This is a genomic window from Stenotrophomonas sp. 22DLJC03, assembly GCF_056861405.1.
Window position 1 is genome coordinate 801,070 of the sequence record NZ_JBSPUG010000003.1, and the last position, 15,430, is coordinate 816,499.

Genomic DNA, 15,430 nt, shown 5'->3' on the forward strand with positions numbered 1-15,430 from the left:
CTTCCTGCCCTGGGCCCGACCAACTTTCCATTGGCGAGGGTGCCATGCGCAATCGAGTGACGCGTCGTTATTTCCGGCAGCTGTTCGCGCTGTACGCCGGCTTCGTGCAGTCGCGCTGAGGCGTTGGCCGGCCACGATGTAGCGACCACGAGGGTTGTGAGATCGGGTAGCGCCGGGCCATGCCTGGCGAGCGCGCAGCGCGGCGCTCTGCATTCCGCCGGGCATGGCCCGGCGCTATCCGTCAGCGCTTGCCGCGGCGTGTTGGCGGCGGCGGCGCATCCGAGCGCGGCTTGGCGTACTGCGCCCATAGTGCCGGCAACAGCTTGCCGGTCTGCTTCTGCCACAGCGCAGGCGTGTAGCGGCCATCGCGCAGGGCTTTGTCCAGCGCCAGCACCAGGCCCGGATGCTCGGCCTCGGCCCACTTCAGGAAGGCGCCGGTGACCCGGTAGCCGCTGTCGAAGTTTTGCCCCTTTTCGACCTTGCCGGGCAGCGTCCAGCCGGCGGCCGCGTTGTCCATGCCGTAGCGATCACGCGCATAGTCGGCAATGCCTTCCACCAGCCAGCCCGGCACCCGCGCATCACCGTAGCCGGGATAGCCCTGCACGATGTGCATCGCTTCGTGGGTGACCAGGTCAATGTCGTTGGGATGCTGTGCCAGCCAGCCCGGATTGATGGTGATGGTCGCCGCCTGGTCCTTGTCGCCGACGAAGGCGATGCCGGTGTAGGCAGGATCGATCACGATGCGGACCATCGATGGCGCCGCCGGACGGAAGTCCGCGCGCTCACGCAGGTAGGCGAAGTAGAACGTGTCGATCAGGCGCTTGCGCTGCGGCGCGGCCAGGGCGCCACGGGCGTCCTGGTAGTTCAGCGTCACGCCATCGCGGGTCAGCTGCGTATCGAACGCCTGGGTCTGGCCGAAGCTGGAGAAGGACAGGGCAACAAGGGCCAGGGGCAGCAGACGGTAGCGCATAGGGCTCATTGTACGGTGCTGGCTGCCAACAGTTCGATCTCTGCCAGCGGCAGTCGGCCCGGTGCCAGCAGGCGCAGGCGGTACTCGCTGTAGCGGCCAGGCTTGGCGATGCGGAACGGACGGGTCTGGCGGGCGGATTCGAAGTCTTCGCCGCTGCGCTGGTCAAGCACGGCCCAGCTGCCATTGCCGTTGCGTGCCTCCAGCGCCCATTCGCCGCCACGGATGCTGCCGTCGCCACTGGTCAACGTGTACATCGTCGGGGTGCCGTCGGTCAGGCCGGTCAGCGCGATGGTTGCGCCACCGCCCAGGCCCACCGTGGTGGTGGCATCGTCATCAACCAGCGCGGGCAGGGCACGGCCATCGGCCAACGTCGCCTTGGCGCCGCTGCCGAGCAGGTCGTGCAGCAGCTGCGGGCGCTGGCCGCGTGCGGTCAGCGAGCGCGGCACGTCATCCACGCCGCTGCCCCAGCGCGACGGCTGTGGTCCCATCACGAAGTCCAGCGTCGCACCCTTGGCGATCACGTCGTGCGGCACCCAGGTCTTCGTCCACGGCGTGCCGTTGATCTTCAGCGACTGCACATAGACGTTCTCGCGCGAGTTGTTGGCCGCGTTCACGGTCAGCACCGCGCCGCCCTGCAGCTCCACCCGTGCGTGCTGGAATGCAGGCGAGCCGATCACGTACTCCGGCGCGCCCATGCGCAGCGGGTACAGGCCCAGCGAGGCCAGCACATACCATGCCGAAGTCTCGCCGTTGTCCTCGTCTCCCGGATAGCCCTGACCGATCTCGCTGCCGACATACAGCCGCGACAGGATCTCGCGCACATGCTGCTGGGTCTTCCACGGCTGCCCGGCATACAGGTACATCCATGGAATGTGGTGCGCCGGCTGGTTGCTGTGCGCGTACATGCCCATGCGCACGTCGCGCGCTTCGGTCATCTCGTGGATGGTGCCACCGTAGGAGCCGGCCAGTGCCGGATCGGCGGTTTCCGGGGTGGCGAAGAACGCATCGAGCTTGGCGGCCAGCCTGTCGCGGCCACCGTACAGCGCCGCCAGGCCTTCGCCATCGTGCGCGGCGGTGAAGGCGAACGTCCAGCCATTGGATTCGGTGTAATCGTGGCCCCACACCCGCGGGTCGTAGTGCTTGGGGTCCACCCGCCAGCGGCCATCGGCCCTGCGGCCCTGGAAGAAGCCCACGGCCGGGTCGAACATCGTCGCGTAGCTGGCGGCGCGATGACGGAAGTAGTCGGCCTCGGTGCCGTAGCGCTCGCGTGCGACGGGCGTGGTCGCGCGCTTGGCCAGCGTCTCGGCCATGTTGGCGATGCCGAAATCGTTGAGGGCACCTTCCATCGTCCACGACATGCCTTCGTGCACGTCGGCGCTGGCGTAGCCACGGAAGGTCGAGCGCTCCATGCCCTTGCGCCCGACATGACGGTCCGGCGGTACCACCGTCGCGTTCTTCAGCGCGGCGGCGTAGGCCTCGGCCGGGTCAAAGCCACCGATGCCCTTCAGCCATGCATCGGCGAAGGCCACATCGGAGCTGGTGCCGACCATCAGGTCGGCGTAGCCCGGCGACGACCAGCGTGCGATCCAGCCGCCGGCACGGTACTGCTCGATGAAACCCTGCACCAGCTGCCCGGCATCCTCCGGAGTAAACAGCGCATAGGCCGGCCAGGTGGTGCGGAAGGTGTCCCAGAAGCCGTTGTTGACGAACACCTTGCCATCGCGCACGGCGGCAAAGCTGCGGGTCGCGCTGCCGTCGGTATTGTCGTCGCTGGAGCTGGCCTGGTTGGCGTAGCGCCAGTCCGGCGCCGCCGCGCTGCCCACGTTCTCGTGGCCGGAGTTGGGGTACAGGTAGAGCCGGTACAGGCTGGAATACAGCGTGGTCTTCTGGTCGTCGCTGGCATCGCCGATATCGAAGCGGGCCAGGCGTGCGTCCCATGCGTCCTGGGCGCGCCCGGCCACGCTTTCCAGCGTGTCGGTTGTGGCGATTTCCAGCGCGAGGTTGTGCCGCGCCTGTTCCACCGACATCAACGAGGTGGCGATGCGCATGGTCACCCGACGCTCGCTGCCGGTGTCGAACGTGATGTAGCCGGTGGGGCGGCCGGTATCGAGACGGCCGCTGCTGCGCCAGGGCTTGTCGAAGCTCGCTACCACGTACATGCGGCTGGCGCCGTTGGACAGGCCGCTGCGTGTATCGGTGTAGCCGGACAGCGTCTGCGTCGCAGCGTCCAGGGTCAGGCCGCCACGTGCATCGACATTGTCGAACAGCAGGTTGGCATTGCCGTCTGCGGGGAAGTCGAAGCGGAACAATGCGGCATGGTCGGTCGGTGCGATCGAGGCCGCGATGCCATTGTCGAAGCGCACGTCGTAGCGGTGCGGGCGTGCACTTTCATGAGCGCGGTCGAACGACAGTGCGCGCTTGCGGCGGTCTGCCTCCGGCACACCACGGCTTGCCGAGGGCATCACCTGGAAGGTCTGGCGGTCGCCCATCCACGGGCTGGGCTGGTGGCTCAACGCAAGCGCCTGCAGCTGCGGCCGGTTCTGCGCGTCGTTCTGCTCGTTCCAGCGGTACAGCCAGTTAAGCGCACCGGCATCGGTCACCGGGGTCCAGAAGTTGAACCCGTGCGGCACAGCGGTGGCCGGGAAATTGTTGCCGCGCGAGAATGTGCCGTTGGCCTGGGTGCCACGGGTGGTCAGCACCCAGTCGGAGACGCGCTGCGGTTGCTGGCGTGGCTGCGCGTCGAGGCGCACATCGTCGATCCAGCCGGAGACCGGTGCACCGTCGGCACTGGCTACTTCCAGTTCGATCGCCACCACGCGGCGGCCCTTCAGCGCGGCCACGTCGCCCAGCCGCACTGCCTTGCGCGCCCACTGCTGCGGATACAGCGTCTTCGAATCGCCCTGCGCGCGCGCACCGATGGCCACGCCATGCTGGTCACGCGCGGCGCTGGCGGAAACGCGGCTGCCGTCGTCCAGCAGCAGGTCCAGCGACACATAGGTCGAGGCCACGGTGTCCTTGCCGACGATCTCCGGCAGTACCAGCCACGACAGGGTGGTATCGGCCTCGATGGTCATGTCCGCCTTGAACAGCTCGCGCCGCGCGCTACCGCCTTCGCCGCTGTAGCGCAGTGCATGCAGGCCGCTGTAGCCGGCGTTGCGCTTGGCGGTGTAGGGCGCGGCGGGGCCGTTGCCGATCGTCACCTGCGGCGCACCTGCTGCCTGCACTGGCGCCGGTTCGCCGGGTTCGAAGGAGGTCTGCAGCCCCTGTGCCAGTGCCGGCATCGCAGTGGTCGCACAGGCCAGGGCCAGGGCGAGCGGAAGCAGGGCGCGGCGCGGATCGGACAGGGTCATGCAAGGGTCTCCCGGAGGGGCAGGCGGCAGGCAGAACCCGCATCGGCGGACACCACGGGCAGCATCGCTCCGTCCGCCAGGCTGGCAGTGGTAGAGGCGATGCCGGTCCGGTGGGGGCGGGCCATGCGATCGGGTCGGATTGGGCAGGTCGGGTTGCGACCTGGCCCGATCCTGCAACAGCCATCGCGACCTGACAAGTGCCATTTAGTTCGATCCAAATGCGGAAAATATCGCTGTCGGCCGATTTCCAGTGCCAACCAGGCGGATCGATCGGGGAAATCCCTGGGGCGGCGCCCTTCGATGCCCAGCGCAAAGACGCATGGAATGACCGCGGCGTGCGCAAAGACCTGTTGCGGCGCAATGTCGGGGCAGCCCGGATGCTAGAATCGCAGGCCTCGCAACCCGTTCATCGACATCCGCCATGAGCCATACCGCCACCGCGCCCGCCAACGCCGAAAAGCGCTACACCGTGCACCGCAGCGATCTTCCGCTGAGCTGCCCGACGCCGGAAATGGCGCTGTGGAACTCGCATCCGCGCGTGTACCTGCCGATTGAAGACGAACCCAACGGCGAAGCGAAGTGCGCGTACTGCGGCTCCGTGTTCGTGCTGGCCGACTAAGCAGGCCTTCGATCGATGCGCCGATTGACCGTGGTGCAGTTGCTGCCGGCGCTGCACTCCGGCGGTGTCGAGCGCTCGACCCTTGAAATTGCAGCGGCGCTGGTGGCTGCCGGCCATCGCGCGCTGGTGGTGTCCGCTGGCGGTCGCCTGGTACAGCCGTTGCTCGATAGTGGTGCCGAGCACCTCACCCTCGATATCGGCCGCAAGTCGCTGCTGACCCTTCGTCACCTTCCGACCCTGCGTCGCCTGTTCACCGAGGTCGGAGCGGACATCGTGCATGCCCGTTCGCGGCTGCCGGCCTGGCTGGGCCTGTACGCGATCCGTGCGATGCCCGCCGCACAGCGCCCACATTGGGTGACTACCGTGCACGGCCTGAATTCGCCCAGTCGCTACAGCGCGGTGATGACCAGCGGTGAACGCGTGATCTGCGTGTCCAACACCGTGCGCGACTATGTGCAGCGGCACTATCCGACGGTTCCCGAAGCGAGGCTGCAGGTGATTCCGCGCGGCGTCGATGTCGGCCAGTTCCCGCGCGTGGCGCGTGCCGATCGCCGTCCGCGGCTTGCGCTGGCCGCGGATTACCCGTGGCTGGCGCAGGTTGAAGGGCCGCTGCTGCTGCTGCCAGGGCGGGGTACCCGCCTGAAGGGCCACGCACACGCGCTGCAGCTGCTGGCTGACGTGCGCGCCACCGGTGTGCCGGCACAGCTGTGGATGCTGGGCACTGATGAACCCGGCCGCGAAGCCTACGTTGCTGATCTGCGCAGGCAGGCGGTGGCGCTGGGGATCGCCGATGCGGTGCAGATCAGCACGCCGACCGCGCGCATCGCCCAGGCCTATGCCGCCAGCGACCTGGTGCTGCAGCTGTCGGACAAGCCCGAAGCGTTCGGCCGCACCGTGGTCGAGGCGTTGTCGGTCGGTCGCCCGGTACTGGGCTGGGACCATGGCGGCGTCGGCGAACTACTGCGTCAGCTGCAGCCCAGCGGCGCGGTGCCGCTTGGTGATGCGCGCGCACTGGGTGAACGCGCGCTGGCCCTGCTGGCGCAGCCGCCGTCCTTGCCGACCCGCATCCCGTTTACCCTGCAGGCCATGCAGCGCGATACCCTCCGCCTCTATGCCGACCTCGCCGGCTGATCCTGCCGTCATCGTGCGCGACGACCGCGCCGGGCGCTGGGCGCCCTGGTGGGTGCTGGCGTACGTGGCGATGTGGCCGTTGCCGGGCATCGCCGAAACCGTGCTCGGACTTGGCGCGCTGTACGCTGCCGCGCGCATGGTCATGCGTCGGCTGCAGCGCCGCCCGCACCTGTTGAGCACGGCGGCGTGGGCGCTGACCTCGATCCTGTTCCTCGGCTATTGGCTGCCGCAGGCGTTCTCCGCGTTCGATGCCATCGATCCGGCGGCGTCGTGGACCAAGGCCGCCGCCGGCCTGCGCTATCTGCCCTTCATGTGGCTGGTGGCAATTGCTGTGGCCACGCCGGAACGGCGGCGGCTGACCTTCGGCGGGCTGGCGCTGATCACCGCTGCCTGGACGCTGGATGCGCTGGTGCAGGCCGCCGCCGGTACCAGCCCGTGGTTCTGGTCGCTGGAACACCTGAAGCTGGCCGTGAGCGGCCATGCACTGTGCCCGGCCGACGAGGCCGCGCTGGCCGACCGCCTCAGTGGCGCACTGGGTCCGTGCAACCTGAAGTTCGGGCAGGTGCTGGCCAGCCTGTCGCCGTTCCTGCTGCTGCCAGTGGCGCGCCGCTTCGGCAACCTGGGCTGGGTGCTGGCAGCGGTGGCACTGGGCTGCGTGCTGCTGCTGGCCGGCTCGCGCGCGTCATGGATCACTTTCGCGCTGGTGCTGGCCTACAGCGGCGTGCGCCAGTTCGGTTGGAAGCGGTTGGCGGTGCTGGCCCTGGTCGCTGTTCTCGGAGCAGGAGCGCTGGCCGCCAGCGTGCCGCAGCTGCGCGATCGCATGGCACGCACAGCGATGGCCTGGGACGATGGCGGACAAGGCGTTGATGAAGCGCTGTCGGGTCGCGCCCGGATATGGGAAGCCGCTGCATGCATGATCGAGGCGCATCCGGTCAATGGCGTCGGCGCACGTGGCTTCCGCGATGCCTATCCGGACTGCGTGGCTGAGGAGGGCCCTGCGGTGTGGGGCAATGCTCCGGCCTTGCATGCACACCAGATCGTGCTGGAAATCCTTGCTGAAACCGGCGTGCTCGGCCTGCTGCTGTGGCTGGCCGCGGTCGCCCAGGCCTGGCGTGCGTGGCGTTTCGCGCCCGCCGCCGCCCGCGAGCGAGCGCGCCCGGCAATGCTGGCGCTGGCGGTCACGGTGTTTCCGCTCAACACCCACCTCGCGTTCTATTCCGCGTTCTGGGGTGGCCTGACGGTGCTGCTGGCCGCATTGTTCGCCGGCAGCCTGCTGGCACGCGAATCGGATGAATCTCCGCCGATCCAGTAGTTGCCAACCTTGGTTGGCTCCTCGGGACCGGACTCGGTTCATCGGCGCCAACCAAAGTTGGCGACTATCATGAGCACGCCGGCCCTTCCACCGCATCCGGTTATTTGTAGAAATCGCTCCGCCCACCGGGCTGGCGCTTGAAACGGCGGTGGATCCACAGGTACTGGTCGGGCGCCTCGCGCACCATCGCTTCGATGGCCTGGTTGACCCGCGTGGTATCGGCTTCCACGTCTTCGCTGGGGAAATTCTCCAGCGGCGCGCCGATCTTCAGGAAATACTTCCCGCCTTCGCGGCGGTGGAAGTACGGGATCACCGCACAGCCGGTCATCCGTGCCAGCTGGTGGGTGGCAGTGATGGTCGACGCGGTGTGGCCGAAGAACGGCACGAACACGGTGTCCTTGCCGCGCATGTCCTGGTCCGGTGCGTACCAGAGGAAGCCGCCCTTCTTCAGGTGGCGCACCGTGGCACGGATGTCTTCGTTGGCGTACATCGCCTTGGCGTAGCGCAGGCGGCCGAACTTCACCGCCCACTCGTACACCGGGTTCTTGTGCTTGCGGTACATGCCCGACAGGTCAACGTAGTCGCACAGCAGGCGGCCACACATCTCCAGGGTCATGAAGTGGCCGGAGACCAGCAGTACGCCGCGACCCTCGGCCTGCATCTGCCGCAGATGTTCCAGACCCTCGATCTGCACCTGCGGGCGGATGCGGTCGATGCTGCCCCACCAGGCGCGGATGCACTCGAACACGCCCACGCCCAGTGCATCGAAGCTGTCGCGGACCAGGCGCTGGCGCCAGGCTTCGTCCTTCTCGGGGAAGCACAGCTGCAGGTTGACCTCGGCGGCGCGGCGACGGCTGCCAAGCAGGCGCCAGCTGATCCAGCCGACGCCACGGCCCAGCGCACGCTGCAGCATCCACGGCAGGCGGGCGATGGCGAAAGCGCCGAACATGACGGCGAACATCGGCCAGTTGCGGGGATCGCGCAGCGACGGGCGGACGGCGGTGGAGGCATCGGACATTCCCCATTCTACCAACCCGGCCGCGTGTCTTTCCCGGGGGGCTCCCGTATCCTTGCCGCATGCGTAAAGACCCTGTCGAATGGATCCTGCGCGGCCTGTATTCAGCCGTGCTCTACATCCTGCTGCCGATCACGGTGTACCACCTGGTCTGGCGGGGTTTCCGGGTCCGTGAATACTTCCGGCGCTGGGACGAACGCTACGCGTCCTACCCGCAGCCCAGCGGACAGCCGCGGGTCTGGCTGCACGCGGTGTCGGTGGGTGAGGTCAACGCCGCCGCCCCGTTGGTGAACGCCCTGCGCCAGCAGCGCCCGGACATCCGCTGGGTCATCACCACCATCACTCCGACAGGCTCGGAGCGCGTGCGCGCGCTGTGGGGCGATGCGCTGGACCATGTCTACCTGCCGTACGACGTGCCGGGCAGCGTCAACCGCTTTCTTGGCCATTTCCAGCCCAGCCTGGCGCTGATCCTGGAAACCGAACTGTGGCCGAACATGCTGTTCGGCTGCCGCGACCGCCGCATCCCGGTCTATATCCTCAATGCCCGCCTGTCGGCGCGTTCGTTGCGAGGCTACCGTTTGCTGGCCGCACTGATCCGCCGCGCGCTGCGCACCGTCACCTGCGTTGCCGCACAGTCGCAGGATGATGCCGAGCGCTTCGTGCAGCTGGGCGCCGTGCCGGAACAGGTGCAGGCGCTGGGCAATCTGAAGTTCGATATCGCCACGCCGGAGGTACAGGGCTTTGTCGAACAGTTCCATGCACGCGTGCCGGCCGGGCGCCCGGTGTGGATCGCGGCCAGTACCCACGACGGCGAAGAACAAGCGGTGGTCGATCTGCATCGACGCCTGCGCCAGCAGCACCCCGGCCTGCTGCTGTTGTGGGCGCCGCGTCACCCCGAGCGTTTCCCCAAAGTGGAAGCCCTGGCCCGCGAACAGGGCTGGAACGTGGCGACCCGTCGCGCGAAGCAGTGGCCCGAGGCCGATACCGATGTGTTCGTCATCGATACCCTGGGCGAGCTGATGCCGTTCTACGCCTGCGCACAGGTTGCGTTCGTCGGTGGCAGCCTGCAGCCGATCGGCGGCCACAACCTGTTGGAACCGGCAGCGATGGGTACGGCGACGGTGACCGGCCCGCACCTGCATAACTTCGCCGAGATCTCGCGACGCATGCGTGAGGCCGGTGCATTGCTGATCGGCGAGGATGTGCAGGCGGTTGGCGATCTGCTGCAGCATCTGCTCGACAGCGTGCAGGCGCGCGAAGAGATGGCGCGTGCCGGGTGCACGTTGGTCAGCAATGGTCGCGGCGCGTTGCAGCGCACGCTGGAGCTGGTTGCGCCGCACCTGCCGCCGCCTCGCCGATAGGCAAGGGGCAGTTTCTCTGCCCGCAGCCGGGCTGTCGTGAACGCCTGCATCAATTCTGCTTAGCGGTTGGATTCCTGTCGCCGCCGGACCGGTTGTGTAGAAGACAGCGTGCGTGCGATCACATCGCGGCATAGACCGCACGGAATCTGATACCGCCCCTTGGCGCGGGCTGCCAGCCTGCGGTCGCCCGCATCTGGGCGGATATCAAGAGGACTTGCGATGGATGGCGGCAGCAGCAGGGATGGCGTCGGCGGACTGCATCCCGGGAAGGAACATCTGGCGGTGGTTGCGTTGACGCTGCTGCTGGGAGGAAACGTGGTGGCGCGGGTCGGCCAGTACACCGCTGCCCAGGCCGGTCCAGCGATCGTGCTCAGTCTGCTTCTGGCCGCATTGGCTGCCGGACTTGTGCTGTGTTGCCTGCAGGTAGTGCGCCAGCAACGGCCAGGCGCGGATGGCCTGCACGGGCTGCTGGTTGCAAGTTGGGGCAGGGGCCTCGCCGGCCTGCTGGGCGCCGTATTGCTGCTGGAGCTGGTGGCGACGGCCGCAGGCGTCGCGCAGTCCGCCGCCCTGCATCTACATGCGGTGCTGGCCAGCCGAGGCATCAGCACGGACAGCTGGCTGCCGGGCCCGTTGCTGGCGGCTGCCGGTGCGCTGTCGTTGGGAATGTTCGCGGTGTTGCCGCCGCGGCGTGCAGCACTGCTGGTCTGCGCGCTGCTGACGGTGAAGATCGGTATTGGTGTGCTGCTGCTGGCGCTGGCGGCGCGGCATGTGCACTACGCTTATTGGATTCCCTGGTTGCCAGAGGCAACCGCGCCCTATCACTTCGGGCTGGGTGGCGTGCTTGCCGCGAGCGTGTCGTTGCTGGGCGTGTTTGCCAGCGTCGGGCTGGCGCTGGGCTTTCCCGGTCTGCGCCTTCGAACGGTATCGCAGCAGTCCAGGGTGCTGGCGGTGATGGTGCTGCTGGCCATGCTGCTGTTGATGCTGCTGGCCGCGCTGCAGGCTGGGCTGGTCGCGTTCCCGGCACTGGACAGCACGCGTCCGTTGTCGGTGGCACTGCAAGCCCATCCGGAACTGCAGTGGCTGCTGCCGCTGCTGCCTTTCGCCGGCATGACCGGATTGGCGGCGCTGCTACTGGTGCTGGTGTTGCTGGCCGCACATCTGGCAATGGGGATGTGGTCAGTGGCATGGGAAGAGGAACGCGGGCCCAGGAAAACGCTGGCGACCGTGGTCGTCGTTCTGCTCTCGGCCCTGCTGGCGCTATGGGTGCCGATCGGGTGGCTGCCGGTGCTGCCTGGCCCGGTGGCCTTGCTGGTGACGGCAGCGCTGTGCCTGGGAGCGCTGCGCACGCGGCACCGCATCGAGGTGTCGCGCGGCTCGCGATGGTCGGCGACGATGCCGGTGCTTGCGCCCTTGGCGGCGGCACTATGCCTGTTGTCGGCGGTGCTGCAACTGCGCGCATGGCCCGGCTGATGCCGGTAGTTCCGCGTCATGCGTGGATGCGTGTGCATGCGGCGTCCACAAAAAAGCCACCCTCGCGGGTGGCTTCTTCGTTGCCGGCAGGGCGACGACTCAGTTCGTGGTCGTTGCCGGGTTGCCCGCGTCCTGGGTCAGCAGGCGGTTGACGTCCTGCAGCTCGGCCACGTCCAGCGCGCCCAGCGACTGGCTCAGCAGCAAGCGGTTCTGCAGGAAGGTGTAACGGGCCTGTGCATAGTCCAGCTGCGCCGAGAACAGGATGCGCTGGTTCTGGATCACGTCCAGCACGGTACGGGTACCGACTTCCAGGCCGACCTGCGACGCGTCGTACGCGCTCTGCGCCGAAACCACCGCCAGGCGGCGGGCTTCCACTTCGCTGATGCCCTGCACCAGGGTCTGGTAGGCATTGCGGGTGTTGCGGTCCAGGGCACGCTTCTGCTGCTCGTAGCCGTCCTGGGCGATGTCACGCTGGGCCAACGCCTGACGCACGCCGGACTGTGTGGCACCGCCGGAGAAGATCGGCACGCTCAGGGTCAGCCCGATGCTGTTGGTACGAGCGTCCGGCGACAGCGAACCGGCGCCGGTGCTGTCACCCCAGGTCGCGCTCTTGCCCCAGCTGCCGCCCAGCGACAGGGTGGGGTAGTGACCACCACGGGCGGCCTGCACGCCGGCTTCGGCGGCACTTACCTTGAGTTCCTGCGCCTTCAGCGCCGGATTCTGGGTGCTGGCCTGGTGCACCAGCTCGTCGATGTTGCCGCGGTTGGCCGGCACTTCCGGACGGAAGTCCGCCGGCAGGCCCCGCAGGTTGACCACCGGCTGGCCGGTCAGTTCGGTCAGCGCCTGATAGTTATCGGCCAGGGTGTTCTGCGCAACGATGGTGTTGGCGCGCGCCTGGTCGTACTGGGCGCGTGCTTCGTGCACGTCGGTGATCGGCGCCAGGCCCACTTCCAGGCGCTTGTCGGCGAAGTCGAACTGCTTCTTCGCGGCCGCTTCATTGGTCTGTGCGGCGTTCAGAGATTCGATCGCCACCAGCACGTTGAAGTAGGCCGCCGAGGTGCGCACGATCAGGCTGTCGTTGGCCGAATCGAGGGTGAAGTCCGCTGCCTTGCTCAGTTCGCGCTGCGAACGCAGGTTGTTGATCTGGGTCCAGTTGAACAGCGTCTGGCTGCCGTTGATCGTGTAGTTGCGGCGCTTGCTGGTGACCGTGCCGGAGTTGGCGTCATGGTCGGCTTCGCTGCGCGAGCGGTTCAGTGTGGCCGTGCCGTCGATCTGCGGCAGCAGGGCAGCACGCGCCTGCACGGCGCCTTCCTTGTCGTACAGCCGGGTGGATTCGGCGGCGGACAGCTGCGGGTCACCATTGCGCGCCATTTCATAGACCTGCAGCAGGTCGGCGGCATGGGCGGACAACGGCAGCAGGGCAGTGGCCAGCGCAACAGCGAGGGATCGGCGGATCATTGCGGCTTCCTTGGACTCAGAGGTGGAACTGGGGTGCCGGGGCGGCACCGCGCAGGTAATCGATATCGGTCTCGAACAGGGACTCGCTGCTGCCGTCGGCCTTGACCAGCAGGGCCTCCATCGCCGGCGAACGGCCATGGATCACGAACAGGCGACCACCCGGACGCAGCCACGATGCGAACTGTGACGGCACCACGTCGACGGCACCAGTGACACAGATCACGTCAAAGCGGCGTTCGGTCTGCCAGGCCAGGGCGTCGGCCACTTCCACGCGGACGTTGGTGCCCAGGCCGGAAGCATCCAGGCGCGCGCGTGCGGCGGCGGCCAGCTCCGGGTCGATCTCCAGGCTCAGCACGTCGCGCGCCAGCGCGCCAATGCAGGCCGACAGGAAACCGCTGCCGGTGCCGATTTCCAGCACTTCGTCACCCGGCTGCAGGTCCAGTGCCTGCAGGGTACGGCCCTCGATGACCGGCTTCATCATCTTCTGGCCATGGCCGATCGGCAGTTCAACATCGGCGTAGGCCAGCGCCCGGTGCGCGTCGGCGACGAAGGCCTCGCGCGGCAGGCGGGCCAGGACGTCGAGCACCTTGATGTCCAGCACGTCCCAGGGACGGATCTGCTGTTCCACCATCAGTTCGCGGGCGTGGGCGTAATCAATCGTCATGAGGTTCAAATCCAGCGCAGTGGGCCGGCCATTTTACCGGTGCCGGAGGCCGGCGGCGCGCCCAGAGCATCAGCTGCCGGGTAGCCGGGGTCGCAGTGCCGGAAGTCATCGCGACCTCCGGTTCGTTCAGTTTTGGTTATCCGGCCGTCCCGGCCCCTCTTGGCGCGTAGGCGCGCAGGAAGAAGTCGATGCTGGCGGTCACGTGGGTGAGAGGGTCGCATTCCACCGGTGACAGTGGCATGCCGCACATCATATGCATGTGCACTTCGCCCTTGACCAGGGTCAGGAACTGCTGGCCGGCCAGGTAATAGTCGGGGATCTCCAGTTCGCCTCGCGCACCGCGCGCGCGCAGGAAGTCGGCCAGGGCCTCGCAGGTGCGCTCCGGACCGGCCTGCCAGAACAGCTCGCGCAGGCGCTCATCGGTTTCCGGCGCCATCATCATGCGCTGGATGGAGATCGCAGCATCGGAGGTGATCAGCTCGAAGAAGGCCAGGCCGATACCGATCAGCTGGTCGCGCAGCGGGCCGTCCGCGTCGGCCACGAACAGCGCGTCAGGCAGCATTTCAATGCATTTTGACTGCACTGCCTCGGAGAACAGGGTCTCCTTGTCGCCGAAGTGGCTGTACACGGTCAGCTTCGAGACGCCGGCCTGAGCGGCGATGGTGTCCATGCTCACACCCGTATAGCCCTGTTCGATGAACAGTGCTTTGGCTGCTTCAAGGATCGCCGCGCGCTTGCCGAGGTCCTTGGGACGCCCGGGTCCGGCGGCCTTGGCAGCGGGCTTGGCCGACGGCTTGCGGGAAGTGGGAGAACTCATTACGACAATACTAGACCAAGCGGTTCGATATTTATACTATACCGACTGGTTCACTAATGTCCGTGTCGCAACAGTATGTTGCCGACGCGTTCCCCCGGATCCCCTTTTCAGGTCTTGTACCTCATGAAGAACATGCGTTGGTTGGGTGTTGGCGTGCTGGCGGTGGTGGTGGCAGCCTGTGGCAGGCAGGCCGCCGAACCGGTGGCGGCCATTCCGGTGCTGGTGGTGCATCCCACCACGCAGGACGGACAGGCGCCGGCGGCCTACCCCGGCGAGGTACGCGCCCGCCAGGAGAGCCCGCTGTCGTTCCGGGTCGGCGGCAACCTGATCAAGCGTCATGTTGACGCCGGGCAGCGCGTGAAGAAGGGCCAGCTGCTGGCCGAGCTGGACGTGGCCGACTACGCCTCGCAGGCAGCCGCCTCGCAGGCGCAGCTGGCGGCGGCGGAAGCCGACCTGGTGCGCGCCCGCGATGACCAGAAGCGCTACGCCAAGCTGGCCGAGGACCAACTTGTCAGCCGCTCGGCGCTGGACCAGCAGACCGCCGCGTTCAAGGCCGCGCAGGGCCAGGCCAATGCCGCCCGCGCCAACCTGGCGGTGGCCCGCAACCAGGCCGAGTACGCGCAGCTGCGCGCGCCGGCCGACGGCGTGATCGCCAACCGCCAGGCCGAAGCCGGGCAGGTGGTCAGTGCCGGGCAGACGGTGTTCACCCTGGCCGCAGATGGTGGCCGCGAAGTGCTGATCGCGCTGCCGGAAAGCAGCATCCGCGACTACAAGGTCGGTCAGTCGGTGCAGGTGGAACTGTGGAACCGCCCTGGCCAGCTGCTTCCGGGCACCCTGCGCGAGATCGCGCCGGCCGCCGATGCGCAGGCGCGCACCTATGCCACGCGGGTCAGCCTGGCGCCGGAAGCCTTGAGCGAAGTCGAACTGGGCCAGAGCGCGCGGGTGTTCGCCGCGGCTGGCCGCAATGGCACCCTGCAGCTGCCGCTCGGCTCGGTGCTGCGCGGCAGTGATGGCAAGGCCAGCGTGTGGGTGGTCAATCCGTCCAATGGTGCGCTGAAGGCCACCCCGGTGACGGTCGGTGCCTATGGTGCGCAGGCGGTGCCGGTGCTGTCCGGCGTGGCCGCGGGTGACTGGGTGGTGGCTGCCGGCGGCCATCTGCTGCGCGAAGGCCAGGTGGTGACGCCGGTCGACCGCCAGAATCGTCCGGTGCTGGCACCGGCGGCCACGCCGGCCGCTGCGCCGGCCGCAGGCAAGGGGCACTGA

12 protein-coding genes are annotated in these 15,430 nt (G+C 67.8%); 6 read left to right on the top strand and 6 right to left on the bottom strand.

Features of this window, described 5'->3' with window-relative positions; translation table 11 throughout:
* Window positions 1–241: 241 nt before the first annotated feature.
* Both AC13GA_RS14350 and AC13GA_RS14355 read right to left on the bottom strand, forming a co-directional pair.
* Complete coding sequence (locus tag AC13GA_RS14350; protein WP_136638945.1) at window positions 242–979, bottom strand: basic secretory protein-like protein; 738 nt, start codon at window positions 977–979, stop codon at window positions 242–244.
* Entirely contained in the window at window positions 976–4,320 is a 3,345-nt protein-coding gene (locus tag AC13GA_RS14355; RefSeq protein ID WP_482998396.1) for a GH92 family glycosyl hydrolase, read from the bottom strand. The genes AC13GA_RS14350 and AC13GA_RS14355 overlap by 4 nt, the downstream gene beginning before the upstream one ends.
* A gap of 421 nt (window positions 4,321–4,741) precedes the next feature.
* On the opposite strand from AC13GA_RS14355, the gene AC13GA_RS14360 reads away from it, so the two are divergent.
* From AC13GA_RS14360 to AC13GA_RS14370, 3 genes are read left to right on the top strand one after another with little or no spacing between them, the layout of a single operon-like run.
* A complete protein-coding gene (locus AC13GA_RS14360) occupies window positions 4,742–4,939 on the top strand; it encodes a zinc-finger domain-containing protein (RefSeq protein WP_012512052.1) in 198 nt (65 codons plus the stop codon).
* Between the two features lie 15 nt (window positions 4,940–4,954).
* Window positions 4,955–6,070 carry a glycosyltransferase gene (locus tag AC13GA_RS14365; protein WP_046985256.1) on the top strand — a complete coding sequence of 372 codons (1,116 nt, stop codon included), beginning with the start codon at window positions 4,955–4,957 and terminating at the stop codon, window positions 6,068–6,070.
* Window positions 6,051–7,382 (top strand): O-antigen ligase family protein, encoded by a 1,332-nt coding sequence (locus tag AC13GA_RS14370; RefSeq protein ID WP_253078770.1) that lies wholly within the window; start codon window positions 6,051–6,053, stop codon window positions 7,380–7,382. The genes AC13GA_RS14365 and AC13GA_RS14370 overlap by 20 nt, the downstream gene beginning before the upstream one ends.
* A gap of 100 nt (window positions 7,383–7,482) precedes the next feature.
* On the opposite strand, the gene AC13GA_RS14375 is transcribed toward AC13GA_RS14370, so the two are convergent.
* Complete coding sequence (locus tag AC13GA_RS14375) at window positions 7,483–8,400, bottom strand: LpxL/LpxP family Kdo(2)-lipid IV(A) lauroyl/palmitoleoyl acyltransferase (protein ID WP_046985258.1); 918 nt, start codon at window positions 8,398–8,400, stop codon at window positions 7,483–7,485.
* A 59-nt stretch (window positions 8,401–8,459) separates the two neighbouring features.
* Between AC13GA_RS14375 and waaA the strand changes: the two genes are divergently transcribed.
* Both waaA and AC13GA_RS14385 read left to right on the top strand, forming a co-directional pair.
* Window positions 8,460–9,758, top strand: a complete 1,299-nt coding sequence (gene waaA / locus AC13GA_RS14380) for a lipid IV(A) 3-deoxy-D-manno-octulosonic acid transferase (protein ID WP_046985259.1) — start codon at window positions 8,460–8,462, stop codon at window positions 9,756–9,758.
* Window positions 9,759–9,977: 219 nt separating this feature from the next.
* Window positions 9,978–11,228, top strand: coding sequence for an amino acid transporter (locus tag AC13GA_RS14385; RefSeq protein WP_295379133.1), 1,251 nt, complete (start codon window positions 9,978–9,980; stop codon window positions 11,226–11,228).
* Between the two features lie 99 nt (window positions 11,229–11,327).
* On the opposite strand, the gene AC13GA_RS14390 is transcribed toward AC13GA_RS14385, so the two are convergent.
* From AC13GA_RS14390 to AC13GA_RS14400, 3 genes are all read right to left on the bottom strand, one after another.
* Window positions 11,328–12,686, bottom strand: coding sequence for a TolC family outer membrane protein (locus tag AC13GA_RS14390; RefSeq protein ID WP_046985261.1), 1,359 nt, complete (start codon window positions 12,684–12,686; stop codon window positions 11,328–11,330).
* A 16-nt stretch (window positions 12,687–12,702) separates the two neighbouring features.
* Window positions 12,703–13,350 (bottom strand): protein-L-isoaspartate O-methyltransferase family protein, encoded by a 648-nt coding sequence (locus AC13GA_RS14395; protein ID WP_006390984.1) that lies wholly within the window; start codon window positions 13,348–13,350, stop codon window positions 12,703–12,705.
* 136 nt (window positions 13,351–13,486) lie between these two features.
* Window positions 13,487–14,167 carry a TetR/AcrR family transcriptional regulator gene (locus AC13GA_RS14400; protein WP_046985263.1) on the bottom strand — a complete coding sequence of 227 codons (681 nt, stop codon included), beginning with the start codon at window positions 14,165–14,167 and terminating at the stop codon, window positions 13,487–13,489.
* 123 nt (window positions 14,168–14,290) lie between these two features.
* Here AC13GA_RS14400 and AC13GA_RS14405 point away from each other — a divergent pair, with 123 nt between their 5' ends.
* Window positions 14,291–15,430, top strand: coding sequence for an efflux RND transporter periplasmic adaptor subunit (locus AC13GA_RS14405; RefSeq protein ID WP_046985264.1), 1,140 nt, complete (start codon window positions 14,291–14,293; stop codon window positions 15,428–15,430).

Bases quoted from the DNA above. Each gene is read 5' to 3' on its own strand.
- AC13GA_RS14400 (WP_046985263.1), bottom strand. From the start codon at position 14,167: ATGAGTTCTCCCACTTCCCGCAAGCCGTCGGCCAAGCCCGCTGCCAAG.
- AC13GA_RS14360 (WP_012512052.1), top strand. From the start codon at position 4,742: ATGAGCCATACCGCCACCGCGCCCGCCAACGCCGAAAAGCGCTACACC.
- AC13GA_RS14350 (WP_136638945.1), bottom strand. From the start codon at position 979: ATGAGCCCTATGCGCTACCGTCTGCTGCCCCTGGCCCTTGTTGCCCTG.
- AC13GA_RS14405 (WP_046985264.1), top strand. From the start codon at position 14,291: ATGAAGAACATGCGTTGGTTGGGTGTTGGCGTGCTGGCGGTGGTGGTG.
- AC13GA_RS14365 (WP_046985256.1), top strand. From the start codon at position 4,955: ATGCGCCGATTGACCGTGGTGCAGTTGCTGCCGGCGCTGCACTCCGGC.
- AC13GA_RS14375 (WP_046985258.1), bottom strand. From the start codon at position 8,400: ATGTCCGATGCCTCCACCGCCGTCCGCCCGTCGCTGCGCGATCCCCGC.
- waaA (WP_046985259.1), top strand. From the start codon at position 8,460: ATGCGTAAAGACCCTGTCGAATGGATCCTGCGCGGCCTGTATTCAGCC.
- AC13GA_RS14390 (WP_046985261.1), bottom strand. From the start codon at position 12,686: ATGATCCGCCGATCCCTCGCTGTTGCGCTGGCCACTGCCCTGCTGCCG.
- AC13GA_RS14385 (WP_295379133.1), top strand. From the start codon at position 9,978: ATGGATGGCGGCAGCAGCAGGGATGGCGTCGGCGGACTGCATCCCGGG.
- AC13GA_RS14355 (WP_482998396.1), bottom strand. From the start codon at position 4,320: ATGACCCTGTCCGATCCGCGCCGCGCCCTGCTTCCGCTCGCCCTGGCC.
- AC13GA_RS14370 (WP_253078770.1), top strand. From the start codon at position 6,051: ATGCCGACCTCGCCGGCTGATCCTGCCGTCATCGTGCGCGACGACCGC.
- AC13GA_RS14395 (WP_006390984.1), bottom strand. From the start codon at position 13,350: ATGACGATTGATTACGCCCACGCCCGCGAACTGATGGTGGAACAGCAG.